The following is a 26693-nucleotide window of genomic DNA, read 5'->3' as shown; positions in this document are numbered from 1 at the left end:
TATGCAGCCATGTTATGGCTTGGGTCAATGGATAGGTTAATCAGTCAAAGAGGAGTAATACCCTAATGCAAAGCGCTTATCCATGGTTGAAAAGTTTTGTTAGAGTCATGATTTTTCTGACGTCTTGCACCTTGCTTGGCTTATATTTTAATCAGTTACTCCTTGCCTTGTTGATTGGTGCGTTTTGTTTGCTAGGTTGGCATTATTGGCGCCTTTACAAGCTTAACCATTGGTTATGGCATAGTAAGAAAATTTCTCCACCTATTGTGAGGGGGATTTGGTCCAATATATATCAGGGTATTTATAGCTCTAATTTAAGAAGTCGTGATAAACGTAAAGCATTAGGTGAAATAATTCGCCGTTTTCGGCAGGGCTCAGAAGCACTACCCGACGCGGCAATTATAATTGATAAAACGGCTGAGATTACTTGGTGTAATCGACTCGCTCGCATTGAATTAGGTCTAAGTTGGCCTGAGGATATGGGAAAGAAAATATACGAGCGTATCAATGATAAGCAGTTTATTACCTTTTATCATGCCAACCGTTTTGAGCAACCCATAGAGATCATGTCACCAATCAATCCAAATAAAGTTTTGGAGTTTAGAATGGTGCCCTATGAAGACGAGAATCTGATGGTTGTCATTCGTGATGTTACGCGTCTGACTCAAATAGAAAAAATGCGCAAGAATTTTGTAGCAAATGTCTCCCATGAACTAAAAACCCCGCTAACCGTTATCAATGGATATTTAGAAATGTTGCCTGAAAATGGTGACATGCCCGAGCCTATGATGAAAAAAGCCATTTCTGAAATGCGCTCTCAGTCGGTACGAATGCAAAGTTTAATTGAAGAGTTATTGGTGTTATCTCGTATTGAGGCCAGTACTGAAAGAGCCTTTGAAAAACTGGTCAATGTTCCGCAATTGTTGTGGCAAATTCAGGTCGAGGCAGATGCCCTAAATAGAGAGAAGAAGCACAAAATATTTTTTGATATCTCACCTATTTTGTACGTATACGGTATTGAAACTGAACTTCGTAGTGCGTTCTCAAATCTGATTTTTAATGCAATTAACTATACGCCCAACGGCGGGGTGATCGAAGTCAAATGGACTTTAGAAGGTAAGCAGGTCAAATTTAGCGTAAAAGATAATGGTTATGGTATTGCCTCAGAGCATATTGAACGTTTGACCGAGCGGTTTTATCGCGTAGACAAAGCGCGTTCGAGAACTACCGGTGGCTCAGGTTTAGGTTTGTCTATCGTTAAGCACGTGCTGTCACATCATAATTCTTTGTTAAATATTCACAGTAAGTTGGGTAAAGGCTCAACTTTCTCCTGTAGTTTTTCACCTGAACAGACCTATATAGTTGAAAAAAACACGAATTCTTAATTATCCCCTAAGCATCAAATCCGCTTAACCTCACACGATTAACAGGTTCGCTTTTTACAGTGCCCGTGATCTTATCGTTATGACTTTTGACCTATTCATTTTTTAAATTTATATGCCATGATTGTTAAAACATCTCTTAGGCTTTTGTTTTAAGAGGCAGTGTTGGCAATATAAATACTAAATGATACAGAGGTTAGGGTGACGGATAAAAGTGAGTTATTGCAGCAACTTAAGTTAGACAGAAATCAAATACAGCAAAACACCACTACAAAGACTTGGAAAGTTGTACTGCTACTGGTTGTTTGTTGTGCTTTGTCCATTTGGATTACTCTCAGTTATTTTGTGCCTGAGCAATCAGGTTTGCAACAGAATCAATCAGAGATTCAACCTAATAAGGTTCAAGCTGAGTCTACAACGGTAACAGAGGCAGTTTCCCCAGAAATACAACCAAGTGACACTATCTTAAATTCCTCCGGCTATATCACTGCAAGGCGTATGGCTACCGTTTCTTCTGAAGTAATGGGGTTGATTACCCAAGTTAATGTAGAAGAAGGTATGAATGTAGAGGAAGGTCAAATACTGGCGACCCTCGATAGTAATTTAGCTGAAGTCAATCTCGATTACGCTCAGGCGCAGTTAGATGTCTTAGATGCTAGACGAAAAGCGATTCTCGTTAATCTAGAAGAAGCAAAAATCAATTACCAGCGGACTCTGAATAACCCTTACTCAAGTGAAGCAGAACGCACCCGAGGATTCGCCCAACAGCAAAGTTTGTTAGCCAATTTAGAAAGTGCTGAAGCCGATTTAAAAGTCGCCAAGGTAGAAATTCGTAGGCAACAAGAGCGACTCGAAGATCACACCATAAGAGCGCCATTTAGCGGTGTAGTGACACAAAAAAATGCACAACCCGGTGAAATAGTCGCACCCTCATCGGCGGGGGGAGGATTCACTCGTACAGGTATTTGCACCATAGTGGATATGAACTCTTTGGAAATAGAAGTGGACGTAAACGAATCATTTATTGGACGGGTGTACCCCGGTCAAAAAGTGAATGCCACCTTAGACGCTTATCCTGATTGGCCGATACCAGCTTCTGTTATCGCGACCATACCCACCGCCGACAGAGCGAAAGCAACAGTACAAGTTAGAATCAAAATAGAATTACAAGACCCCAGAATACTCCCAGAAATGGGCGTCAAAGTCGGGTTTATGAAAGACAATTAGTTTGCCAATTGCGACAGAAATAAAGGATACGAAAATGAGTAATCAAAATTTATTTGAATTAAATCAAGTAGCAAAGCGATTCACTAAAGGTAAGGAAACGATCAGTATTTTTCAGGATTTAAATATGCAAATTAAAGAAGGAGACTTTTTAGCCATTATGGGTCCTTCGGGATCAGGAAAAACGACCCTGCTTAATTTACTCGGTGGTGTAGATCAACCCACAGAAGGGCAAATCACCTTCGATGGACAGCGTATCGATAACCTTAGTGAAAGCCAATTGGCAAAATGGCGGGCCAATAACATTGGATTTATTTTTCAATTCTACAATTTAATGCCCATGCTAAATGCGGCTCGAAACGTTGAACTACCATTGTTATTGACCAACCTAAGCCGCAGCGAGAGACAAAAACAAGTCAAAGTAGCCTTAGAGCTAGTTGGCTTAAGTGATAGAGCAGACCACATGCCAAGTGAAATGTCAGGTGGACAGCAGCAACGTGTCGCTATTGCTAGAGCGGTTGTATCTGATCCTAAATTTCTACTTTGCGATGAACCAACAGGTGACTTAGACAGACAAACCGCCGATGAAATTCTACAGACGCTACAGCTTCTCAATGAAGAGTTTGGCAAAACCATTGTTATGGTGACCCACGATCCTTCGGCAGCCAAATTTGCCAAACAAACTGTTCATCTGAACAAAGGCGAGTTCGTCACAGCTGAGGAGTTGCCCGCATGAAAGACTTGTATTTAGTCTACAAAAACTTAACCCGAAAAAAGATGCGGTTGTTTCTCACTACCTTTGCCATCTTTATCGCGTTTCTTATTTTTGGGGCCATTATGGCACTTCGTGGCGCCTTAAATTCTGGGGTTGAAATGTCCGCCGACAACCGGTTGGTTGTGGTACATAAAACCAATTTTACCAATCCCTTGCCCTATTCCTATGTGAATAAAACTCAGGCCATCGAAGGAGTCAAACAGGTAACCCATGCAAACTGGTTTGGTGGTTATTACCAAGAGCCCGCGAATCAGGTCGTGACCTTTGCAGTTGAGCCAGAAAGTTACTTAGCCGTTTATCCCGAGTTAGTGATAGAACCCGAGCAGCGCAAAGCATGGCTGAACAATCAAGCAAGCATATTGGTTGGTGAGCGTATTGCTTTAGCTAATGGTTGGAAGGTAGGCGACCGCATTCCACTTTCATCGAATATATTCTCTCACAAAGATGGAGGCCAAACTTGGGACTTTGTCATCGAAGGCATATTTAAAGGAGCAGAGCAAAAAACTGATACCAGTTATCTGTTGTTTCATTACAAATATTTCAAAGAAACCCAATCTTGGGGGGGCGACAGCATAGGTTGGTTAATTCTAACCACAGAAGACGCATCAATGAACGAAACCGTTGCCAAGGCCATTGATAATAATTTCGCCAATTCCAATGCCGAAACCGATACCAGCACCGAGCAAGCGTTTAATAAAGCCTTTATAGAACAAATAGGCAACATTGGACTGATTATTTTTGGCGTAGTGTTTATGGCATTTTTTACGATTTTAATAGTAGTGGGCAACACTATGGTTTTAGCGATAAGAGAGCGAACGGCCGAGATTGCAGTGTTAAAAACACTAGGTTTTGCATCGATACGCATCTTTAAAATGGTTCTAATCGAGTCTTGTTTGTTGGCATTTTTAGGTGGGCTATTAGGATTAGGCGGGGCTTACTTGTTAATACAAGGCGCGTCAGAAAACTTAGCTAGGTTCTTGCCTAATTTAGTGTTGGACCAAAATATTCTGCTTCAAGCGTTAGGATACATGCTGCTACTAGGGTTAATAACGGGCATTGCACCGGCTATTAGCGCCTTGAAACTCAATATTATTACTGCATTTAATAGGGGCTAATTATGAGTAATCTAATGTCACAAAGTACCGCTGTCATAGTGATGAATATTCGTAGCCTGCCTAGACGGTTATGGATGTCACTTGCGATGGTTTTTGCCAGCGCAGTGGTGGTCGCAATTTTACTAGCGTTTTTAGCTATGGCTAAAGGCTTTGAAGCCACCATGCAAAGTGCAGGATCAGATAATGTTGCTTTTTTTATGCGTACTGGATCTGCCGCTGAGTTAAACAGTTCTGCTTCAAGGGATCAGGTTAATTTAATCGAAAACGCGCCAGGTATTCTCAAAGACGAACAAGGGCCGTTAGTCTCACCTGAGTTATACGTGATAGTAGACGGGGTAAAGAAAAGCACACAACAAGAAGCTAACATTCCTCTTCGAGGTCTAAGTCAGCGAGGCGTGGATATGCGAAATGGCTTCACGTTAACCGCAGGACGAATGTTTACACCCGGAACAGACGAGTTAATTGTTGGTGCGGGCATATTACGTGAGTTCGATGGTTTTGACCTGGGGCAGGAAATCCGTTTTGGCAAATATACCTGGAAAGTAGTCGGGGTGTTCTCTACGGGCGGCAATGTGTTTGAAAGTGAGTTATGGGCCGATGCTAAGGTGATTCAAAACTTGTATAACCGCGGTAGCTCCTATCAAACAGTGAGAGCAAGGATTGGGTCATCTGATGACCTTACGGCCATCAATGATTACCTAAAATCAGAACCAAGGCTGACGCATGAGGTACAAACAGAATCCGCCTATTTTGCTACTCAAGGTAAAAGCCTTGAATATATGGCAATTTTTGGTTGGGTGATAAGCTCCATTATGGCGCTTGGGGCGTTAGCGGGCGCACTCAATACTATGTATACCTCAGTTTCCGATAGGTCCATGGAAATAGCCACATTGCGCGCCATTGGTTTTAGTTCTATGTCGGCTTTTGTTGGCACTATGGTTGAAGCCATGACGTTAGCGGTAATCGGGAGCCTAGTGGGGGCGCTAGCCGCATTTATATTTTTTGATGGTATGAATGCATCTACTTTAGGGGGCAGTTTTACCCAAGTCGTATTTAGTTTTCAACTTACCTCTGAACTGTTTGTGCAAGGTATCACTTTGGCTTTAATTATTGGGTTTATTAGTGGGGTATTTCCCGCTTGGCGCGCCGCAAGAGTGCCAGTGATAGTGGCGTTTCAATCTGCTAGGTGAATGAATTCATTTAACTAAAATCAGGCTCTAATAAAAAGCCGAGTAGTCAATACTCGGCTTTTTTGGTTTTGTGTACGTTACGATGGTTTTTTATTTCAGTCTCATTTAAGGTGATAGCCTTATGTCGTATTTTGGCGCCGTACAAAAGGGAAGTAAAAAATGATAAAAAAACTAAGTTTAAAAGGCATCGGCCTTGGCTTTTCGATTGTAGTGTTAGTGTTATTGGTTATCTATCAAAAAAATCTTATTCGTTTGTATACAGCCGTGACCTTATACGATGAAGATAAAATTGCTCATAATTTTTTATCTATGTATGAGTCGTTTAATTCAACGGTTATTCCAGCTAGTAGCGCTACGTTTGAATTCCCTGAAGAACCCAAATCTCTTCCTGAAAGTTTTAATTATGAAGGCCAATCCAAGTCTTTAACCGAGTTTCTTGATGACACGCAAACGACAGGGTTATTAGTGTTAAAGGAAGGAACAATCTTGTATGAAAACTATTGGTTGGGCCATGGAGAAGGTAAGCAACATATTTCATTTTCGGTGGCTAAATCTTTTGTTTCGGCCTTGATGGGGATAGCAATTAAAGAGGGGTATGTCACCAGTATCGAAGAAGCTGTCACTGACTATGTACCAGAGTTAGTGGGCAGTGGCTACGAAGGTGTCAGTATTAAAAACGTATTACAAATGTCTTCAGGGGTTGGATTTAATGAAGACTATGGCGATTTTAATTCTGATATTAACCGATTTTCTCGAGCCACTGCATTTGGCACTTCTTTAGACGAGTTCTCGGCATCTCTTGTTCGAGAAAGAACCCCAGGTACGTTTCATCACTACGTGAGCATAGATACACAAGTGCTGGGTATGGTGTTAACTCGAGCGACAGGGCAAAGTTTAAGCCAATATTTGTCTGAAAAAATTTGGGAGCCCCTTGGCATGGAGCATCCAGCATTTTGGTTAGCCGATGACGACAATATGGAATTGGCTCTAGGTGGTTTAAATGTATCATTGCGGGATTACGCAAAGCTAGGTTGGTTATATCTGAATTTAGGGCAGTGGCAAGATAGACAAGGTAACACCACACAAATTGTACCTAAACAATGGGTGGTGGATTCTGTCACGGCTGATGCCCCACATTTATTGGCAGGGGAAAACAACCCGCTATCTAGCTCAAACTTTGGATATGGGTATCAATGGTGGCTGCCTGATGGCGCCGATGACGAATTTGCCGCTCAAGGCATTTATGATCAATATATCTACATTGATCCCGACCAAAAGCTAGTCATAGTGAAAAACTCAGCTAACTATCGTTTTACAGATAAAAGTCTAAATTGGAAAGCCAAACATTATGCCATGTTTAGGGCCATCAGTGAGCATTTTCCCAAAGACTCACAGCGAGAATAAAGCAGTGAATAGGGGCTCGTAATAAGGTAAACACAAGTGACTCCACTAGGCATAGTGGAATGAAGGAAAAGTCGAAGAATAGCGCAAATAAAAGCAACTTTTGCGCTTTCTGATACGCAAGTCACTAGCATCTAATGTTTTGATAGGAATAGGTATATGTCGTTGTTTTTTAAATTAAACGCAGGAATTATTATTTTGTCTTTGTTATCCGCTTGCAGCAGTACAAAAAAATCTGAGTCTTTCTCCCGTCTATCACAATTAGATGTGGCGGCACCTAAGGCACAAGTAAAACCTCATCAAGCTCAGTATCACGGGCTAACCATTACCGATGATTATCACTGGCTAAGAGATCAAGATTACCCTGAAGTAAACGATAAGCCAGTGCTTGATTATCTTAAAGCTGAAAACGACTACTACGGAAAATTTTTAGCGCAGCATAAACCATTGATTGATACGTTATTTGAGGAATTTAAAGGTAGAGTGGATGAAACTGATACCTCAGTGCCTTGGCAAAAAAACGGATATGAATATCGCTGGTATTTTCAACCTGGAAAGGAATACAGAACTTGGGTTAGGCGCAAGTTAGATAGCGATGTTGAAGAGGTGTTTTTGGATGAAAACCAGCTAGCACAAGGGCACGAATACTTTTCCTTAGGTGATTGGGATATTAGCCAAGACAATACACTCCTTGCATACTCGGTTGACACGGATGGTAGCGAACGAAGTACCATCAAAATTAAAAATTTAACCACTAACGAATACTTTGCCGATGAATTAACTGATGCGACGGGTGAGGTTCAGTTTAGCCAAGACAACCAAAGTCTTATCTATGTTTTATTACGACAAGATAAATGGCTGCCATTAAGTGTGAATGTACACAAACTGGGAACACAACAAAGTTCCGATAAAGTGTTAGTGACTGAACAAGACGAATCCTTTTTCTTAGGGTTTGAACTCACCAGTAGCGAGCAATATTTAGTATTGCGCTCCGGTGATTCTGAGAGAACTGAAGTGTCAGTTTTACCTATGGCCGATTTAACCCAAACGCCAAAAATGCTGAATACCCGAGAGCAAAACTTTAAATTAGAGGTTGATCATGGCAATGGGTATTTTTATATGTTGACCAATGATAATCACGTTAATTTCAGAATTGCCAAGGCTCCAGAACAGCAAATACAACACGAACAATGGCAGACAGTGTTTGCCGGTTCAGATAGCCGATATTTTACAGGCTTACAAGTATTCAAAGACTTTGTGGCCATTGGCCAGAGTATTCAAGGATTAGAGTCAATCAGTATTTTACCAAATCAAGGTAAGAGTCATGAAATCGAATTACCAGAAAAAGTCGCCAGTGTCAGTTTAGGGAATAATCCTGAGTTTTCACAAAAACAACTGCGTATAAACTACGAATCCATGATTACTCCCGATAGCACCTATGATTACGACGTGACCACTAAAACGCTAAATTTGCGCAAAGCTAAAAATATCCCTTCTGGTTACGATAAAAATTTATATGTCACTGAGCGTATCATGGCTGACGCCCGTGATGGCGTTAAAGTACCCGTTAGCATAGTGTACAAAAAAGGCTTTAAAAAAGACGGGGCTCAACCTTTGTACCTATATGCTTACGGTGGTTATGGTATCGGCATGCCCCCAAGTTTTTCTACGACTCGTTTAAGTCTACTCGACCGAGGTTTTGCCTATGCGATTGCCCATGTACGTGGCGGAGATGAAATGGGTTACCAATGGTATTTGGATGGTAAATTGGATAAAAGAACCAATACCTTTAATGACTTTGTTGATGTGGCTCAACACTTAATTGATAAGGGGTACGCTACTAAAGGCAACATATCTATTAAGGGAGGCAGCGCAGGCGGTAAGTTAATGGGCGCTGTTATCAATCAAGCACCTGAGTTATGGCGTTCGGTCACCCTTGCCGTGCCATTTGTTGATGTGTTGAATACCATGCTCGATGAAACTTTGCCGTTAACGCCACCTGAATGGGGTCAATGGGGCAACCCTTTGGCCAGCAAAGAAGTGTTTGAATATATGCAAAGTTACTCCCCCTATGACAACATTCAAGCCAAAGAGTATCCACCTATGTTAGTAACAGGTGGCCTGAATGATCCTCGCGTGACCTATTGGGAGCCCGCAAAATGGACCGCAAAAATGCGCGCCACCAAAACCGACAAAAATTTATTGCTGATGCGCATGAATATGGGAGCAGGGCATTATTCTAATACCGGCCGATATGGGCGTTTAAAAGATTATGCCGAAGAAGACGCCTTTGTTCTTGTTGCACATGGGATTGAGCAGTAGCTCATATAATTGCACTGTAATAAATTTTGGTACGCTATAAGAAAAAGTGACCACTGAAAAAAGAGCTTTGTCTAAGATAGTCTCCAATGGGAGACTGCCTTAATAGAATACTGCAACTCGTGTTGACTCCATAGATATTTTTATTGCCTAACAATTTCAATATAGCGGCTTTGGATGAATTAGGTGTCTTTAAAATGCAACAATGCATCTTTAACCTAATTGTAAATATTTTGCGCAATTTGGTGCGTCTCAGATCTTTGGTTATGTAGCCAAAAGTAAGGCATTTCAACAAAAATAGTATTCAGAATAAGACTAGAGTCATTTCTTCTCTGCAGACTACTAATTACTGATTTTGCAGCCTTATATCTTTCTAGTGCACAGTTGGATCAACATATTCACTGTTATACGTAAAATACTAAGTTAACTATATACATTTAGCTATTTTTTTATTAACAAGATTTTAATATTTGTATTGTTAACCTCTATAAACAGTGGGGTTAGTTGCCTATTAGATACTATTTTGAGTATGTAATAGGGATTTTGTGATTATTCATAATAAGTTATGCTTAACTGTAGTCGGGAAAATAAAATCCAGTTAATATAATCATTCATATGAAATGGTTGTAGCAAAAGTAATAGTGAGCAAAGGAGGTGTGGTGGGCGATTCAAAGATTAGAAACGAAACAGCTATTCAAAATTTGCTTGACCGAATGCCAGAAAATGTAAGCAATAGCTTTTCTGATGATCAATTGATGGCTCTAAAAGTGGCAATAGGTGCTCGTAAATGGGGGAAACATAAGGTCGATTTTCGTGGAACCTTCCCTATGCCATTTTTTAAATCGAAAATTTATTATGTGTTCTTGATGGGGCGTAACCATCGAGAGTTAACACGAAGTGAAAAAGCCATATCTGCTTTTACGCTAACACTCTTTACCAGCCTTTTTATTTTACTTTGCGCAATGTTTGGGATTTTAGTTTTGTATTTAGTTAAATCGGCATTGGGCATTGATTTAATAGAAGGATTTTCTTTTGGTGTATGGGGATGGTTTAAGGATTTATGGAAATGAAAACAATTTGGCGATGTAAAAAGTCGAAAATTGGTCCCGTGATAATGTTACTTCTGAGTTTGTTGAGTACTTCCTTTGCTGTTTTATCGCAAGAACAAGGCTTTACACCTAGTGTTGAGATTAACCTTCTGCAAGATAGTAACATTTATCGCACAGCGGATGAAATTGACGACACTATCGCATCTGTAGCGCCAACACTTGCATACAATAAACTTTATGGAAAACAAGCAATAGGCTTTTTGTATAAAGGGGAGTACAAACATTTTTCAGATAATAGCAGATTAAGCTACGCAAACCATGACATAGCTGCCAAGGCTCAGCTTGACCATAGCTATTCACTTAGCAGTGAATTTAGCGTTAATTACCGAGACAACATTGAGCAACCCGGCATAAATAATGCTGCGACTAGTCAATTAAGCGAGTTTAATCAAGTTTCAAGAACTGGGGTGTCTGGTAAAGTGCTCTATGGAGCTAGACAAAGTAAAGGTCAAATTGTTGCTTCTTATGCCTATAGTAAGTTGAGGTATGATAACAACGACCAAGAATTCCGGGATTACAGCAGTGACAAACTCGTTGGCACGTTTTTCTATAGGATTGCACCAAAAACGCGCATTTTGTTAGAAGCTAGTGCAGCTAATTTGGATTACGAAAATACTCTAAATTTTGATTATTCTAGTAAACAAAAATCGTATTTAGCAGGGGTTGAGTGGAACGCAACAGCAATTACTAGCAGTGTATTGAAAATTGGTTACCAAGATGTCGATTATGCTAACGATTTATTAAGCGATTTATCAGGTTTGTCATATTTTCTTGATATGTTTTGGAAACCTAATACTTACACGCTGTTTAAAATTGGTGCGAGCAGATCTGCGAAAGAAAGTGCAGAGCAGTCTATTGGTGGGTATTTGAGTAATCAGTTTAACGTAAGTGTAGAGCATGAATTTACCCACAGAACCCAGTTATCTGTTGGTTATCAATATATTGAATATGATTTTAATTATCTCCAGAGTCGTAAAAATGAATCACAAGACATTAGCGTGGCGCTTAAATATCAATCCAAACATTGGTTACAACTACATGTTGGGTTTGATTTGATAGAAAGAGAGTCAAGTTCACAATTATATGAATTTGATGCAAAAGTAATTAACGCGGGAGTTGTTTTGTCATTCGATTAAACGACTGACAAAGTGTAATGGAGTAAGAATGAATATTATGAGTAAGTGGTGTTTAGGTATATTGCTGGTGGTGTCATTTAATTTAATGGCACAAGATAATCAAACCTACCGTTTATCAACCGGTGATGTGTTGTCGGTTACCGTTTTTAATGAGCCTGAATTAGGACTTAAATCAGCAAAAATATCAGATGACGGGCGTATTTCCGTACCTCTGTTAGGGCAAGTTGAAGTTAAAGGTAAAACTGTGCCAGAAGTTGAAGTATTGCTAACCCAACTTTTCGATGCCGACTATTTAAAAAAGCCTAGTGTGTCAGTATCCATCATTGAATATCGCCCATTTTATATTAATGGAGAAGTTAAAAAGCCCGGAAGTTATGCGTATAGAACTAATATGACGGTACAAATAGCGATTACGATCGCAGGAGGATTTACTGAAAGGGCATCGCGAAACTCTATTTATTTGTTAAAAGAAATGGAAGGAGCCAACAGAATAAAAGTGACAATTAGTGATGTGGTCAGTCCCGGTGATGTGATTACCGTTGAGGAAAGCTTTTTTTAGCACTTATTTTTAGTCATTTTAGGATAAAACAAGGTAATGGAGCGGTAAGCATGGTACCTCAAGAAAATGTTCAAATGAATAATAGTCAATTGGGCAGTCAATTTTACGAAGAAGATGTAATTCATTTAGGTCAGTATTGGCAAACTATTAAGCGTGCTAAATGGAGTATTGTATTCGTGACTCTTTGCAGTTTATTGGTTGGGGTAATGGTCGCCACTACTTCTGAACCAATTTATCGGGCAACAACAAAATTACTAGCCGATCCTCAACAACCTAATGCAGCCCGAGAGGAGCAATACATTGCCTCATCTCTAGTATTTTTGTTTTATGAAACCCAATACGAAATTATTCAATCACGAGCCATTGCTGAAACTGTGGTTGATAAATTAGGTTTGGTAGAGGCATACAAAAAAGAGCAGCTTTTAAACAAAGTAACAGAAGAATCTCTTTTCACTTCAATTAAAAAGGAAATTGCTGCTTTATTTGGTAACGAAGAGAAAAAAAGCAAACCAACTCCGTTAACAGACGCAGAAATTAAAGTGATGTTAGCTATAGGTATTCAAAGTGAGCTGAGTGTAAGTGGTGGTAAACAAAGCCAAATTATAAATATAAGTTATCAATCACCCGACCCACAAATCGCAACTGATATTATTAATGCAGTGGGACAAGCCTATATTCAATTTGGCCTTGAAGCACGATTAGGTGAAGTGAAAAATACTGAAGTTTGGTTAAGTGAACAATCTGTTGATTTAAAAGAACAATTGAGCGCTTCCGAAAACAAACTCCGTGAATTTAGATTGCAGCAAGGAATGGTCGATACCGACTTCCAGCAACGTGATGCAACTTCTCGTATGCAAACCCTTAATAATCAATTGATTAATGCGCAAACCAAATTAAGTGCGGCTGAAGAACTACATCAACAAGTTAAGCGTTTAAAACCCCATTCTAAGGAATTCTACTCATTAGGTCCTGTACTACAAAACCGCACCGCTAGTGATTTAGTGAAAGATGAAGCAAGTTTGCAAAGTAAAGTAAACGAATTATTCGATCGTTATAGAGAAAAACACCCTAAAATGGTGGCGGCTCGCAGTGAACTTAAAAGTGTACAAGCCAGTTTGAGAAGTGAAATTGAAAAGATTGTGCAGGGCATCGAAAGTGATTATCGCCTTGCGCAACAGCAAGTGAGTAATATCGAAAAATTAGCAGCTAAAGAAAAACAGGCTGTGCAGTCATTACAAGGTTCTAGCTTTAAACTAACATCACTCGAACGCGAGGTAGAAAATAACCGACGTATTTACGAATCGTTTATGGGTCGGTTAATGGAGACCAATATAAAGAGCGACTTCAGCGCTTCAAACATACAAATAATTGATAGTGCGACAGTACCAAAATTTCCAATTAAACCTAACGTAAAGCTTATTATTGTGCTTTCAGCTTTTGTAGGCGTATTATTAGGTGTGGTAATGGCCTTCCTACGAGAAGCCATGCATAACACTTATAGAACAACTGATGCCTTAGAAGAAAAACTGCAAATTCCAGCATTAGGGGTAACCATGTCTTTAAAGAAAAAAGATGTCCATGGTATACCAGAGATGGAATATACCAATGATACCCGCTCAGTGTTTGCTGAGAGTATCAATACAATACGTACCGGTTTGCAGTTTTCTAACATCGATAACCCACCTAAAACAATATTGGTTACGTCTGCTACCGGATCCGAAGGTAAATCTACCTTAGCCATGAACCTTGCGGCAGCTTATGGGCAAATCGGTAAAACATTACTGTTAGAAGTCGATTTGCGTAAACCAAGTGTGGCCAAAAATTTAAAGCTAGAAACCCGAGTTGGGTTAACAAATTTGCTAGCTGGTGATGTTAATTTTGGCGAATGTATTGTAAATCCAAATGACGACAAACGCTTTAATGTAATGCCTTGTGGCACTATTCCCCACAATCCAATTGAACTGTTGTCTTCAGATAAATTTGCTAACGCATTACAGTCTTTAATGAAACACTTTGACCATATCATTCTAGATGGACCGCCCACTTTGCCTGTGAGTGACGCCTGCGTATTAGCCAATAAAGTGGACGGTGTGATAGTCGCTGTCAAATCAGAGGCGACCAAAATTAAGGTTTCAAAAGAAGCTGTTAATCGCCTCAAAAAGCTTAATGCGAATGTTATAGGAGCGGTGTTAACTGTAGCCGAACCTCAAAAAATGAGCTACTACGGCGACCATTATTATTCTGGTGAATATTACGGGACACAAAGGGATGCATAGATACTAAAAAAGGAATGTAAAGCAAATTATTGTCGCTTTGTAAGGGGCGAAGCTTGCACTGTTGAAAATTGCAACTTCAATAAGTTACTTTCTTTGCCATAGTTGTCTGAGCTTTACTTGTAGTACTAACTAATCTTTGGAGTTGAAATTATTATCAACCTTAACTCTAGGTCTAGCTTTTTATGACGGAGTTTTATAAATGTTTACAATCGGTTATCTACTTGTAACAGTTTCCAACTTTGAAGGTGACTTATGATTGATATTCACAGTCATATTTTACCTGGGGTGGATGACGGGGCTAAAACAGTTGTTGAGGCTTTGGATATGCTGAAAATGGCAGTCGATCAAGGAGTGACAACGCAGGTGCTTACACCTCATATCCATTTTGGCCGTTTCGACAATACAAAGCAACAACTCACCGAACACTTTCTTAGGTTTCGTGATTTAGTTGCTGCTGAAAATATCCCTATAACATTATTGTTGGGCGCTGAACTTAGAATTGGTCCTGAGCTAATGCAGCTGGTACAACAAGATCAAATTCCTTGGTTAGGTGAGTATCAAGGCAAAAAAACGTTTTTGTTAGAATTCCCACGAATAGATGTGCCACATGGCAGTGACAATTTAGTGCGATGGTTAATACAAAAAAACATTATGCCTATTATTGTCCACCCAGAGCGTAATAAATCGTTTCTTCGGAATCGAAATAAGCTACAAACCTATATCGATTTAGGTTGCCCTCTGCAAGTTACTGCCAGTAGCTTAACCGGTAAATTTGGTGACGAGGCACAAGTTATGGCTTTAGATCTAGTCGCAAAAGAACAGGTATTGGCTGTTGCTTCTGATTGTCATAATTTGAAGGGCAGATCGCCGGATTTGGTCGATGCCTATCAGCAACTTCATAAAACCTATGGTGAAGAACAAGCTGCTCGTTTGGTAATTAGCCAAGTTGAAAACGTCATACAATTTAATTGTTATTATGATGAAGGTGCCTAACAGCTTGATAAATCAACGCATAACACAAATGAGCATTGCCGTAGCTTTATTTATTGGGAGTTTATTTTTTTTAAAGTTATGCATAGCAAGTATCATCGCAGCAAGACCACTTATGGCAGTTGTCGATTTAGAACGAACAGCTAATGCTAATGACCATGAGGAGCTTTCGTTGCTTTTTAATCGGGTACAAACGGCGATTAATCTTTTCCCCTCAAACGCGAATTTTTATACTTTAGCTGGTAGATATCACATATTATTGGGACAAAAAAAACAAACAGGATTTGCCCCAACTAGAACTGCCCAATTTTTTGCAAAGGCTATTGAATTAGAACCCACTGCGTTTCAACACAAAGCATGGCAAACAGATTATTTGTACCAGCAATATGGTTGGTCTAAAGACATTGATATCAAATTAAACAGGGCGCTTGAAGCAGGTAAGTACGAAAAGCTTTCACAACAAAAATTACTTCCTATTGCCCTTGAAAATTGGCAAAAATTATCTAATACCAACCAACTTAACACTCACAAAATGTTAGATAATATGTTTTCAACTTATATTCATTTCTTTAGGCAAGCACTGCAGGTTGCAGCAAAATTCTGTGCAATAGATATTTTGGTTACTCACGCTATTAACCCACAGCAAACCAATGAGATTAAAGTGAAAAAGGGCAAACAGAGGAATTGCCCATGAATTCAATAAATGTGCCTGGAGCCGGTCATGTGCATAAACCATTTCTTTTTACATCGTTACTATTATTGTTAGGGTTTATCCCTTGGTTACATGGGGCAGAGTTAGTTTGGGAAATAATGCTGTTTTCTGCTTTGTTTATGGCGACATTTGGATTCGCGATAGTGTCAAAACAAGTAAATGTACTTACTGCATTTACCAATGTGAAATTACCATTGTGCCTGCTGATACTCTGGTTTGTGTACTGTTGTATTTTTCTAATACCATTACCTGTTGAAATGGCGCAAAGGTTATCTCCTAATATGACAATGCTAATTGAAGCTAATAGCTTACAGAAAGAAAGCGTCATTTTAACGATTTCAAAGGCTTTAACTCTGATTGAATTAGCGAAAATAGCCAGTGTAATCTGTGTGTTTTGTCTTTGTTATTTGCTTGCAAAACACAGAACTCAACAAGAAAAGATACTAAAAGTATTGTTTTATAGTAGTGCAGTAATGGCTATTTATTCACAGGTTAATCACTACACCAACGGGCAGTTTGAGTTAGTTCGAGCCATTCCGCCTTTTGGAAGTCCATGGGACTCCATGGTTAGAGGTACTTTTAGTTATAAAAATCAATATTCTATCTATCTCGCTATGACCATTTCCATTGGATTTGGCTTACTACTTAATAATTTGAAAAAAAAGAGTAAACAGTTAGATCTAAATAATGTAACCACTTTCATAATACATTTAGTTACCACAAGGCACATTATTACTATTTTGCTGTTGATAGTGATGTTGGTGTCCTTTTTTGGAACTAACTCTAGAGGAGGTAGTTTAATTTTAGCCATAGCTACGACGATAACCTTGTTGAATTATTCTTTAAGAACAAAAACACACAATTTCTCTAAAAATAAAGCAATTTTTGTCACATGCGTTGTGGTTGTTTTTTCAATAGTTTTTTTCACATCTAAAAGTTATGAGCGTTTCACAACGCTCGGTATTAAGGATAATGGCAGGATAATGCTACATAAAACGGCCTTATCAATATTTGAAGATTATCCCTTACTGGGCACAGGACCGGGTACTTACTCTGCTATTCAACACAGCTACAAGGATATTAGATTGGGTAATTCAGCTATGTCGAAACATGCTCACAATGACTATTTAGAGCTATTGGCTACGCAAGGAGTGCTTGGTGCTTTGCTCATTACTTGGTCACTGCTATTAATATTAAGTAAAATTTTTTATAGAATTCCCGACAAAAACGTAAGTGTTGTATTGGGATGCCAAGTGTCTATCGTGTGTATACTTGGTCATTCATTTATAGATTTTAATTTTGGTACATTAGCCTTATCAGTGTATTTTTTTGTGATTATAGCTCTTCTGTTAAGAATGGCAGAACAACAATGAATAACTAGGTGAAGACATCGTGAGTAGCCCTCTTGTACGAATTCTGAGTGTAATTTTCGAAATTGATCATCTAATGATGAAAGGTTTATTCAACTTCTATCAGAACACGTATATTTTGTTTAAAACTAAAAACTTCACGTGTTACGCCTCATGAATTACAAGCCAAAGCACACATCTTTCCTTTCCTCTTTGATAAACTTTGATAAAAGTAGTCATTTGAGTGATTTAGAGTTTGATGTAGAAGAGATATTAGAAGAGGCACAGATTCATGGAATCATACCTTTAATATATAAGCGTTTTTGTGACTCACAAACTCAGATTAATGGAGATTTTTATCAACGTATTTTTAATGGAGTCAAAAATAGAAATTTAAGTGGAGCTATTTGCACAAGTTTAATACATAAAGAAACATTCGAACTATTAAATAAATTAAACGCAAATAAAATACGCTATATCGTACTCAAAGGATTTGCTTTGGCACACGATACATACTCAAATCCACATCTGCGCCCTTCTGTTGATATTGATATTATGATTGAGGAAAAAGATATTGAGCGTGCGAAAGAAATATTTTTGCAAAATGAGTATCATAATATTAAAGAGTGGGAACCAAAAGAAGTACACCTACAGTTTACTTATTCAAAAACCATTGCCAAAAACATTACATGCCATCTGGACATTCATCGGCTTATATCTAATGACCATGAAGTATCAAATTTACTCCCTTTTAATGAAATTTATAGCAATCATGCAATTATTAACGCTGGAAATACATGGTTTAAATCAATCAGTAGACCTTATGCCTTTATACATGCGTGCATACATTTTTTAAGGCATAAATACAGAAAGGAAATGGTAAGACTGATTTGGCTATATGACCTTGTCGCGATCGCTGAAAAAATGACTATTGCGGAACGAGATGAATTGATTTCGATAGTAAAACGTAAATCTATTTCAAATATAATCATTCAAGCAATAGATGATACTAGCGAAAATTTTCAAAGTGAGCACTTAAACGCCCTAAGAAATATAATGCAGCACCTACCCGTTGCTCGCAAACTAAACTACCTTCTGGACGACAACAAAAACGGACTGCAAAGGTTCATCAGGCAGATGCAAGCGACTAAAAAAATTAGTAGTGCCGTCACTCTTTTGGTGGAAACTTTATTTCCACCAAAAGAACAAATCTATTTAAAATACGGAAAAATCAACAATAAACTACTATGGCTGTACTACACAAAGCGATTAGCAAAGGGTATTTTAAAATGGCTAAGAACATAGCAACCTCAATATTTAGTTAATTTGCCGAATAACTTTTGCCGGAGCACCTGCAACAGTACAATCATTGGGTACGTCTTTGTTAACAAATGAATTAGCCCCAACGATGCTTCTAGCATTGATTGTTACTTTACCAGCAATGGTTGTAGCTGCAAATATTGTCACTCTATCTTGAATAGCAGGATAATTATTGCAACTGTCTTGTCCTAACGTTACAGATTGATATACCTTGACAAATTCGCCTATAGTCACCCCCTCACCAACAACAACACCAATAGGGTGGGGTAAGCAAAAGCCTTTGCCAATTTTTGCTTGTGGTTGAAGGTAACACCCACAAATAAATACTGAGAAACGCCATAGAATTTTTGCTAATACTTTGCAGAGTATGTTGCATCTATATAGTCGACTATAAATTCTATACAAAAAGACAGCAAGAAACCCAGCGTCCATAGTAAGTAATACTAAAAACCTGATAACTGATGGTGATTTTGCTCCGACCATCCGAATATCTTCTTTCAAATCTACAATTAAACCCATAATTAATTCAAATGCCTTTTAATAAAGTGGTAACAACAGATCAATCGATATACTACCTCTGCATTACCGATTGGATATATGACATCAACTCTTTGCGGAACCTAGGTGTGGAAAAGCTTTCTGCGTGTTTTCGAATAACTTTTGGAGCAAATTCTTTTTTCTCAAAATTATAGACGGCATTTACAATCGATTGCTCTTCTTGTTTATCAAAATAAATGCCGGTAGTGCCATCTATTACCGTTTCTAACGCCCCTCCTTTACCAAACGCAATGACCGGCGTTCCACATGCTTGAGCTTCGACTGGAACAATACCGAAATCCTCTTCGGCAGCAAATACGAAGGCTTTAGCAATACACATCTTGGCTTTTAATTGCTCAAACGGTTGGTATCCCATTAATTTAACGTTAGGGCCAGCTTGCTTTTTTATTTTGTCAAAGTCGGGTCCTGTTCCAATTACAACAAGTTTTTTGTCAGGCATTTTATTAAAAGCACGAACAATCAAATCAATTTTTTTATATGGCACCATTCTTGATGCAGTTAGATAAAAGTCTTGTTTATTTTCGCAAAGTGTAAAATCATCCAAATTAACCGGGGGATAAATGACAGTTGAGTTTCTTTTATATACTTTGTGTATCCTTCTATTGATAAATTTACTATTTGATAAAAAGTGATCCACTGAAAAAGAACTCCTAACATCCCAGTTTCTTATTTTATGCAATATATATTTAACAAAAATTGACTTTAAACCACGAGTCAACCCTGCTTCTTCTAAATACTGAAATTGCATATCCCATGCATATCTTATGGGTGAATGACAATAACAAACGTGAACTTGATTTGGTCCGGTAATAACCCCTTTGGCAACTGCGTAACTACTACTAATTACTAAATCATACCCACGCAGATCAAGCTGCTCTATAGCGATGGGCATTAAAGGTAAAAAATTTCTATATTGGGTTTTAGCTTTAGGTAACTTTTGCAAAAAGCTTGTAGTTACTTTTTTACCCTGTATATAAAATTTTCTATCCTTTTCAGAAAGAAAATCAATCAATGAAAATACATCCGCATCTGGATAACATTCTACTATTTCTTTCAATACAAGTTCTGCGCCACCTAGCTCTACCAGCCAATCATGAATAACAGCAATTTTCACTTTTATCTTCCTTTAGCTATTAGATACTTTCTTTAAGCAATTTAAAAATGCATTCCTTTTTTCACTTATCTTACATGCACTATAAGAACGAGCTTTAGATAAATTTTCGACAGAATATGCCACTAATAACTCAGAGGAACTAAGAAATTCTATTATTTTATTTGCAAGTTGCTCAACAGAGTCAGGCTCTACAATTGCTGAAGGACTGATTAGTTCTGGGACCCCTCCTACACGAGTGCCGATAGCTGGTAATCCAAGCGACATAGCTTCTAATAATGCTCTTGGTAAACCTTCCTGTCGTGAAGGTAAGACAAAAAGGTCTGCTTGCCTTAAAATCGCTCGTACAGGTTCACCACTGCTAAGTTTACCGGCAAAAGTCACAAAGCTACTCAGTCCTTCTGTTTTACACATTTCTTTAAAATAATCGGTATTGTCACCAAAGCCTATTATTGTTAATTGCGCATTAATTCCAACTTTTCTGATTTTGGCTAAGGCTCTAATCAACACATCATGTCCCTTCATGCTTCCTTGCATATTCCCAGTTAGTACAATATGAGGTGTATTCATATTAAAATCTGAAAGTGATTTAGGGTTTTGGGCATAAGCCTCTTCCTGCAAATCAAGTGATGTAAAGCCATAAGAAGTCTGCATATTTCCAGGTGGGTAGCGTTGTTGCAGTGAATAATTGGTTACATATACAGACGATTCCGCATATTTACATTGAAGTTTCACTAACCATACAAAAAAGCGTTGAACTAGAGGACTTAAAAAATGCCCATCTAAAGCCTTGGAGGAGTAGGAGTCGTATGGATCAGCTGCCACTTCAACAGCGAAGGGAATTCTCTTTAACAATAATATCCAAAAAAACACACTAGGAATGGTGCCGGGCACTCTCAATATGTAGGCTCGCCCTTTTTTTGCATTCTTGAGCGAAAATATTAAAAGCGTCCAAAACATACTAATTAAACCCAAAATACCTCGTTTTCCTGGCAGAGGAATAAACTCGACTCCATTCCCAGTCACTGCTTTGGCAGTAGGGTCTTCTCTTTCAAATAGGCGGCCTACTATATAAACTCTTTGGAAAATATCTAAATATCGTTTTCCAAAAGAATCGTAATGCAGCAGATTTGAAGCGGGTTTACCTTTGTTAAGAGTGAATGCTCCATCTCGAATAATAAACAGCTCCATAACTAATCCATCCTAATCTGCATTTCCAAATTCCTTAATGAAATTATTTTTAAATTATCAATTTTTTTCTGATTTAGGCCTAAGTTTATGGCTTCAATTAGCCCATTAACAATAGTCTCAGGAGGTAAACTGTCGGAATAACACCATTCACTTCTTTCTATTAGATTAAAATAGGATTGTACTTTTTTATCCCAAGCTAACGCTACTGATGGGACATTTAGCGAATGTGAAATAATATTGGCATGTAGGCGGTGAGATAAAACTCCTGCAAAGGTAGCAATTGCCATTACTAGTTGTTCAGGCTTTTTAAAGCGGGCCAAAACGTCAATGTCATTTAACTTATCATGCTCATCTAGTTTATTAACAACTTGTCTCATAAACAAATGATCATCCCTAGAGCCATTAGTAAAAAGTACAGGGCATAAATTAAGCTGGGTAATTCGAGATATTATTTCAACCCAAAAATCAATCATGTCTAGGTTGCTAACGTCAACGGAGTGAGCCGCTAGCTCCTTTGGATGGGAAATCCCAACTCCAATCCGAAGTCTACCGTCTAATGATTTATTGTTTCGAGCAACGCTCGTTAATTTGTAAGTTTCTTGTGCCCATAAGCCAGAATCAATAGTCAATAATGGCTCTTTATGACTACAAAAAATATGGTTAAAACGTTGTAGGCTTTCATTATCTCTTACATGAATCGAAACTAAATGGCGGGATTTGAAAATAGAGTTAAAAAGCTTCTTCCCCACTGGTGAAACCTTTTGGCCGACACCAACCGCATTAAAGCTATACTTCAACTGCTGTTGTCTGGCATGTTTAGTGATATACGACATTTTAAGTGGAAAGTTTAAAGCAATATCATTAATGAGTTGTCCGCCTCCAAAAATTAACAAGCTGCACTGTTTGAAATTTAAACGTTTAATTTCAGTGCGTAATCGCGGTTTAAAAATAAAAAACCAACCAATCAAAGTCACCAGTGGCCTAAATATCTCTGGCGTATTTAAAAACACTTTCTTAACTAAGGTAGTATCGGTATTGTCACTGTTGTCATAGTGTGTTCGTCCCGAAATATCTAATGTGTCTACTTGAATATTTGGGTTCGCACGTTTAAGTAAATACTCAACACTATCTGAAATAACTCCATCTCCGAGGTTATCGCTATACTTCGCGGTACACACAATTACTTTATTATGCATTTTTGACCACCCATCCCTGAACTAAATTTAAACGTAAATATTTTTGCACAAACCAAAAACAAGATAATTGGCAAAGTCAAATACCTCGTTAGCTGATATAAAATTACATTCATGTCTGTTATAAGCATAAGAACGGGCATAAAATTGAGTACGGGCAGAAACAATCTTCGTACATCAGAAGCATGTAATTTTTTGGCTAGGTGCCTTACCATATAAACCCAACGACCTAATAAAAAATAAAAGGCCAGTCCACCTAAGGGGCCAAAATTGACTATGGCCTCACCGAACTGGCCTAATACCAAAGTTGTTTGTCTTGGTGCATTGTGTATGTAGGTACCTTCACCATGCAGCAATTCGGTTTTCTCTTTAGTAATTTGCGGCGGGTTAAAGGGGATTATTGACTTGGGTATACTAGAAAATATTGCAACTAAATAAGTTCGGCCAAATGAAGGGGCATTTTCACCTGTAGCAATATTCTTTAATGCCAAACTTTGAAAGTCCATACGACCAAGATCTCTCGAAATCATATATTGATTCGCATCCTGTCGTTGAGAATGAAAACTTGATCTTGCTTCAACATTATAAATGGCTTCGATACCCTGAAGCCCAGCAATTTTATACCAATAATATGAAACAGAAAATAATATCGTAATAACAGCTCCAAAAGCGATAAGTGTTGTATCAAGCTTGCGAACATAATAATGGTACATACCAGCGGCAAAAAATAAAGGGAACAATGTAGCGCTTCTACTTCCCCTTAAGCCCCCAAAGAAAATAAAAGTAATCGCCAATATCGCCATTACCAATAAAAAAGCGTTGTTGGATTGAAAACGACCTGATTTTCTTATTAAGTAAATAACATACATTGCAAAAATATACTTGAAGCTTTCAGCGACCAGCATTATTAATCCCATTCCTTCAAAAGGGTCATTCCCACTCAATGCGCCATATTCCTGTCGTTGTGTAAAAGCGTTTACAAAACCAGATATACCACCAAATGAAATATAGATAATTAGTTGTGCAAGAAAACACATCCCCAAAAAGGCTGGAGCCACAATTCGAAATCGTGCATCTAAAAAATTCCATCTTCTCATTCCATTAACATTTGACATTCGAGGATTAGTTTTTTTAAAGGAAGTAGAAGATGACCATTTGTAAATTAAAAGCCCCAAAAAATTCAAACCTGCCCAGGTATCTATCCAAACCGCATGTTCATTCATGTTCTGTAGAAAGGGCCAGTAATCCCATGCCATTTGACTTACTGGACTAATTAAAAATAGGAATGTACCGACAACGCCTATTAATAATGCAGGGTCGAGTAAATCGCGTTTTCCTCTTAAAATTTTAACTACATCATCCAAAATAACTGAAGTAGACAATATCCCAAACACAAAAGTTAAACTAAATGCTTCACGACCGAATACCATCATTAAGCAAAAACCTATGCTTAAGGATAAACAAATTGAATACATCAAGCTTTTAGAAATCATTCATTTCCTATTTTTATCGCTCTGAGGTAAGAGAAAATATAAATTAAAAATACAATGCCACTGGCAATTGCAGTAGCCCAATAGGTACCCTTAATACCATTTGAGGGTATAAATACAAAAGAAAGAATGAGCACGGTGACTAGCATGACTAACTGGCACCACATTAAAGAGATGTTGTTTTTCGTTGATGCAATAACTTGACTCATGATAGTTATTAAATATTGTGCTGGTGACAACAAAAAGAACAGACATAATAATGACGAATAAGAAGATATTTCCTTACTGAATAATAAATTTAGAAAATATTTTCCGAAAAAATAGCTAAATACAGCCCCTGATAAAGAAAAAGCGAAAATTACTCCGAAGGTCTTTAAGGTTATAAAAAGGTGTTTCTTTGTTTCCCCTTTATCAAACATAGACGATAAAATAGGAAGCACGACTTGGCCAATAGAGTTAACAACAACGGTACCAGTCTGAATAAAGAAATATAATGCAGAAAAGATTCCGATTGCTGCTAGTCCATGTTGATTTTCGAGTATTACTCTAGGGATATTCATATTGAAATTTACCAAGAACATACTGATGGCTAATGGAGTTCCTTGCTTAGCAAGCCAAATCCATTGCTTTTTGGATAGTGTGTTTTGATCACTCCCCATATTAACTGCAGTTCTTGTAAGAATGTGCTCGGTTAATAAATGAGCTGTACCCCATGTTAAAAAATAAAGGAGTGCGGCAACTAATAAGCTATCAAAAATTACGCAGCCTATTATAACACCAGTCACTCCAAACAGTCCTCGCACAAGTAAAGAGGTACAGACTAGTTTTTGATTGGAGGTCTTGTGAAAATCGGCATAATAAATATCAGCATTATTTTCGATAACTTTAGACATGGCTATCAAAGACATGATGGGTAGGTGTGCTGACATTTGAGTATAAATAGCCAGAAAAACCAGACAAATTAGCAATCCAGCTAAAGATGATATTATTCTAGCGTTTCTAAATAAACGGAAGGACATGCCATGATTTACACCTGTAATCCACAAAATCCTTGTTCCGAAATTCGAAAACAGCATAATTGGTGCTGACAGGGCCAAGCCCAAACTAAATACACCTAATTCTTCAACACCTAAAGTTTTGCTGATTACTACCATGTTTAGAAGTTGAAATGCTGCATACCCACCATTGCCACTAATCATCCATAGGGCTTTACTTTTCATACGAGGAATACCAATCTACGAAATTGCTTATGCCTTTATAAATATCCATTTGAGGCTTATAACCAATGGCTTTCGATAGCTGGTCTATATCTGCAAAAGTACGTTTCACATCACCGGGCTGCATTGGTAGCATTATTTTTTCTGCTTTTTTACCACAGGCTTTTTCAATGGCATCAATAAAGTCACTAAGTTTAACACTGTTATTATTACCAATATTGTAAATGCTGTATGGCGCTGTGCTACTAGCGGGACTCATTAAATCGTTATCGTTATTGCGTTTAGGTATCACGTTTTGAATGCGAATAATGCCTTCAACGATGTCGTCTATATAAGTGAAGTCTCGTTCCATTTCACCATTGTTAAACACTTTGATTGGTTTACCTTGGTTAATAGCCTCAGTGAATAACCAAGGTGCCATGTCTGGCCGACCTGCAGGGCCATAAACTGTAAAAAATCTTAGGCCAGTGGTCGGTATGTCATACAAATGTGAATATGAGTGCGCCATGAGTTCATTTGATTTTTTAGTGGCGGCATACAATGAAACAGGATGATCTACAGGGTCGTCGGTCGAAAAGGGTACTTTAGGGTTCATACCATAAACCGAACTAGATGAGGCATACACTAAATGTTCAACTTTATTTTGTCTGCAACCTTCTAAAACAGTCATCATGCCCACTAAGTTACTGTCGACATATTCAAACGGTGCTTCAATTGAATAACGCACACCTGCTTGCGCAGCTAAGTGAATAACCTTTTGAAACTGTTCGTCAGCAAATAGTTGACGCATTGCATTTCTATTGCTGATATCCATTTTTATAAAAGTGAAGTTATCAAAGGGTATTAGTTTATTTAAGCGGTATTCTTTAAGCTCGACACTGTAATAGGCATTTAAATTGTCTATGCCAACTACGTCGTGACCTTGTTCTAATAAACGAATACAAGTGTACATACCAATAAATCCTGCGGCACCTGTTACTAAGTACTTCACTATATATACCTATATCTCTGTTTTTTAGTGCAATAACCGCGCCTAAACTTAGGTGTATATTTTAAGCGGTGACGTTCCATCTCGG

Annotated in this window: 22 protein-coding genes; 15 read left to right on the top strand and 7 right to left on the bottom strand. The window is 38.2% G+C overall.

What is annotated here, in order from left to right; all coding sequences use genetic code 11:
- Positions 1 to 65 precede the first annotated feature (65 nt).
- From phoR to ABJK37_RS01505, 15 genes are all read left to right on the top strand, one after another.
- The gene (gene phoR, locus ABJK37_RS01575; RefSeq protein ID WP_348349421.1) at positions 66 to 1385 is read left to right on the top strand and encodes a phosphate regulon sensor histidine kinase PhoR; all 1320 of its coding nucleotides are present in this window, start codon (positions 66 to 68) and stop codon (positions 1383 to 1385) included.
- Positions 1386 to 1583: 198 nt separating this feature from the next.
- Positions 1584 to 2609, top strand: a complete 1026-nt coding sequence (locus ABJK37_RS01570) for an efflux RND transporter periplasmic adaptor subunit (protein ID WP_348349419.1) — start codon at positions 1584 to 1586, stop codon at positions 2607 to 2609.
- Positions 2610 to 2643: 34 nt separating this feature from the next.
- A complete protein-coding gene (locus tag ABJK37_RS01565) occupies positions 2644 to 3342 on the top strand; it encodes an ABC transporter ATP-binding protein (protein ID WP_348349417.1) in 699 nt (232 codons plus the stop codon).
- Positions 3339 to 4496, top strand: coding sequence for an FtsX-like permease family protein (locus ABJK37_RS01560; RefSeq protein WP_348349415.1), 1158 nt, complete (start codon positions 3339 to 3341; stop codon positions 4494 to 4496). The genes ABJK37_RS01565 and ABJK37_RS01560 overlap by 4 nt, the downstream gene beginning before the upstream one ends.
- A 2-nt stretch (positions 4497 to 4498) precedes the next feature.
- The gene (locus ABJK37_RS01555) at positions 4499 to 5686 is read left to right on the top strand and encodes an ABC transporter permease (protein WP_348349413.1); all 1188 of its coding nucleotides are present in this window, start codon (positions 4499 to 4501) and stop codon (positions 5684 to 5686) included.
- 159 nt (positions 5687 to 5845) lie between these two features.
- On the top strand, positions 5846 to 7090 hold the full coding sequence (locus ABJK37_RS01550; RefSeq protein WP_348349411.1) for a serine hydrolase: 1245 nt from the start codon (positions 5846 to 5848) through the stop codon (positions 7088 to 7090).
- A gap of 156 nt (positions 7091 to 7246) precedes the next feature.
- Entirely contained in the window at positions 7247 to 9409 is a 2163-nt protein-coding gene (locus tag ABJK37_RS01545; RefSeq protein ID WP_348349409.1) for a S9 family peptidase, read from the top strand.
- A gap of 656 nt (positions 9410 to 10065) precedes the next feature.
- Positions 10066 to 10476: a 3-phosphoshikimate 1-carboxyvinyltransferase gene (locus tag ABJK37_RS01540; protein ID WP_348349407.1), complete on the top strand. Its 411-nt coding sequence runs from the start codon at positions 10066 to 10068 to the stop codon at positions 10474 to 10476.
- Positions 10473 to 11651, top strand: a complete 1179-nt coding sequence (locus ABJK37_RS01535) for an outer membrane beta-barrel protein (RefSeq protein ID WP_348349405.1) — start codon at positions 10473 to 10475, stop codon at positions 11649 to 11651. The genes ABJK37_RS01540 and ABJK37_RS01535 overlap by 4 nt, the downstream gene beginning before the upstream one ends.
- Before the next feature lie 28 nt (positions 11652 to 11679).
- On the top strand, positions 11680 to 12210 hold the full coding sequence (locus ABJK37_RS01530; protein WP_348349403.1) for a polysaccharide biosynthesis/export family protein: 531 nt from the start codon (positions 11680 to 11682) through the stop codon (positions 12208 to 12210).
- A 74-nt stretch (positions 12211 to 12284) separates the two neighbouring features.
- Positions 12285 to 14486 (top strand): polysaccharide biosynthesis tyrosine autokinase, encoded by a 2202-nt coding sequence (locus ABJK37_RS01525; protein WP_348349401.1) that lies wholly within the window; start codon positions 12285 to 12287, stop codon positions 14484 to 14486.
- Between the two features lie 252 nt (positions 14487 to 14738).
- Positions 14739 to 15479, top strand: a complete 741-nt coding sequence (locus ABJK37_RS01520) for a CpsB/CapC family capsule biosynthesis tyrosine phosphatase (RefSeq protein WP_348349399.1) — start codon at positions 14739 to 14741, stop codon at positions 15477 to 15479.
- A 112-nt stretch (positions 15480 to 15591) separates the two neighbouring features.
- Positions 15592 to 16170, top strand: a complete 579-nt coding sequence (locus tag ABJK37_RS01515) for a hypothetical protein (RefSeq protein ID WP_348349397.1) — start codon at positions 15592 to 15594, stop codon at positions 16168 to 16170.
- Positions 16167 to 17561, top strand: coding sequence for an O-antigen ligase family protein (locus ABJK37_RS01510; RefSeq protein ID WP_348349395.1), 1395 nt, complete (start codon positions 16167 to 16169; stop codon positions 17559 to 17561). Before ABJK37_RS01515 ends, ABJK37_RS01510 begins: the two co-directional genes overlap by 4 nt.
- Positions 17562 to 17777: 216 nt before the next feature.
- On the top strand, positions 17778 to 18842 hold the full coding sequence (locus ABJK37_RS01505; protein WP_348349393.1) for a nucleotidyltransferase family protein: 1065 nt from the start codon (positions 17778 to 17780) through the stop codon (positions 18840 to 18842).
- Between the two features lie 12 nt (positions 18843 to 18854).
- Here the strand turns inward: ABJK37_RS01505 and ABJK37_RS01500 are convergent, their stop codons facing one another.
- The 7 genes from ABJK37_RS01500 to ABJK37_RS01470 are packed head-to-tail and all read right to left on the bottom strand — an operon-like array spanning position 18855 to position 26608.
- Complete coding sequence (locus ABJK37_RS01500) at positions 18855 to 19376, bottom strand: hypothetical protein (protein WP_348349391.1); 522 nt, start codon at positions 19374 to 19376, stop codon at positions 18855 to 18857.
- A 52-nt stretch (positions 19377 to 19428) separates the two neighbouring features.
- Positions 19429 to 20529: a glycosyltransferase family 4 protein gene (locus ABJK37_RS01495; RefSeq protein ID WP_348349389.1), complete on the bottom strand. Its 1101-nt coding sequence runs from the start codon at positions 20527 to 20529 to the stop codon at positions 19429 to 19431.
- Between the two features lie 12 nt (positions 20530 to 20541).
- The gene (locus ABJK37_RS01490) at positions 20542 to 21717 is read right to left on the bottom strand and encodes a glycosyltransferase (protein WP_348349387.1); all 1176 of its coding nucleotides are present in this window, start codon (positions 21715 to 21717) and stop codon (positions 20542 to 20544) included.
- Positions 21718 to 21719: 2 nt separating this feature from the next.
- A complete protein-coding gene (locus ABJK37_RS01485; RefSeq protein ID WP_348349384.1) occupies positions 21720 to 22913 on the bottom strand; it encodes a polysaccharide pyruvyl transferase family protein in 1194 nt (397 codons plus the stop codon).
- Complete coding sequence (locus ABJK37_RS01480; RefSeq protein ID WP_348349382.1) at positions 22898 to 24403, bottom strand: hypothetical protein; 1506 nt, start codon at positions 24401 to 24403, stop codon at positions 22898 to 22900. The genes ABJK37_RS01485 and ABJK37_RS01480 overlap by 16 nt, the downstream gene beginning before the upstream one ends.
- Positions 24400 to 25620 (bottom strand): oligosaccharide flippase family protein, encoded by a 1221-nt coding sequence (locus tag ABJK37_RS01475; RefSeq protein WP_348349380.1) that lies wholly within the window; start codon positions 25618 to 25620, stop codon positions 24400 to 24402. Before ABJK37_RS01475 ends, ABJK37_RS01480 begins: the two co-directional genes overlap by 4 nt.
- Positions 25610 to 26608: an NAD-dependent epimerase gene (locus ABJK37_RS01470; RefSeq protein ID WP_348349378.1), complete on the bottom strand. Its 999-nt coding sequence runs from the start codon at positions 26606 to 26608 to the stop codon at positions 25610 to 25612. The genes ABJK37_RS01475 and ABJK37_RS01470 overlap by 11 nt, the downstream gene beginning before the upstream one ends.
- Positions 26609 to 26693: the final 85 nt, after the last annotated feature.

Source organism: Paraglaciecola sp., assembly GCF_039964565.1.
Lineage (GTDB): Bacteria > Pseudomonadota > Gammaproteobacteria > Enterobacterales > Alteromonadaceae > Paraglaciecola.
Note: the sequence above shows the minus strand (reverse complement) of the source record. Positions and strands in the feature narration are given on the sequence as shown.

What these genes read in the sequence shown, in the direction of transcription:
- ABJK37_RS01530 (WP_348349403.1), top strand. Translation starts at nt 11,680, where the DNA reads ATGAATATTATGAGTAAGTGGTGTTTAGGTATATTGCTGGTGGTGTCA.
- ABJK37_RS01500 (WP_348349391.1), bottom strand. Translation starts at nt 19,376, where the DNA reads ATGGGTTTAATTGTAGATTTGAAAGAAGATATTCGGATGGTCGGAGCA.
- ABJK37_RS01520 (WP_348349399.1), top strand. Translation starts at nt 14,739, where the DNA reads ATGATTGATATTCACAGTCATATTTTACCTGGGGTGGATGACGGGGCT.
- ABJK37_RS01490 (WP_348349387.1), bottom strand. Translation starts at nt 21,717, where the DNA reads ATGGAGCTGTTTATTATTCGAGATGGAGCATTCACTCTTAACAAAGGT.
- ABJK37_RS01510 (WP_348349395.1), top strand. Translation starts at nt 16,167, where the DNA reads ATGAATTCAATAAATGTGCCTGGAGCCGGTCATGTGCATAAACCATTT.
- phoR (WP_348349421.1), top strand. Translation starts at nt 66, where the DNA reads ATGCAAAGCGCTTATCCATGGTTGAAAAGTTTTGTTAGAGTCATGATT.
- ABJK37_RS01475 (WP_348349380.1), bottom strand. Translation starts at nt 25,620, where the DNA reads ATGAAAAGTAAAGCCCTATGGATGATTAGTGGCAATGGTGGGTATGCA.
- ABJK37_RS01555 (WP_348349413.1), top strand. Translation starts at nt 4,499, where the DNA reads ATGAGTAATCTAATGTCACAAAGTACCGCTGTCATAGTGATGAATATT.
- ABJK37_RS01560 (WP_348349415.1), top strand. Translation starts at nt 3,339, where the DNA reads ATGAAAGACTTGTATTTAGTCTACAAAAACTTAACCCGAAAAAAGATG.
- ABJK37_RS01485 (WP_348349384.1), bottom strand. Translation starts at nt 22,913, where the DNA reads ATGCATAATAAAGTAATTGTGTGTACCGCGAAGTATAGCGATAACCTC.
- ABJK37_RS01515 (WP_348349397.1), top strand. Translation starts at nt 15,592, where the DNA reads ATGGCAGTTGTCGATTTAGAACGAACAGCTAATGCTAATGACCATGAG.
- ABJK37_RS01545 (WP_348349409.1), top strand. Translation starts at nt 7,247, where the DNA reads ATGTCGTTGTTTTTTAAATTAAACGCAGGAATTATTATTTTGTCTTTG.
- ABJK37_RS01550 (WP_348349411.1), top strand. Translation starts at nt 5,846, where the DNA reads ATGATAAAAAAACTAAGTTTAAAAGGCATCGGCCTTGGCTTTTCGATT.
- ABJK37_RS01565 (WP_348349417.1), top strand. Translation starts at nt 2,644, where the DNA reads ATGAGTAATCAAAATTTATTTGAATTAAATCAAGTAGCAAAGCGATTC.
- ABJK37_RS01525 (WP_348349401.1), top strand. Translation starts at nt 12,285, where the DNA reads ATGAATAATAGTCAATTGGGCAGTCAATTTTACGAAGAAGATGTAATT.
- ABJK37_RS01535 (WP_348349405.1), top strand. Translation starts at nt 10,473, where the DNA reads ATGAAAACAATTTGGCGATGTAAAAAGTCGAAAATTGGTCCCGTGATA.
- ABJK37_RS01480 (WP_348349382.1), bottom strand. Translation starts at nt 24,403, where the DNA reads ATGATTTCTAAAAGCTTGATGTATTCAATTTGTTTATCCTTAAGCATA.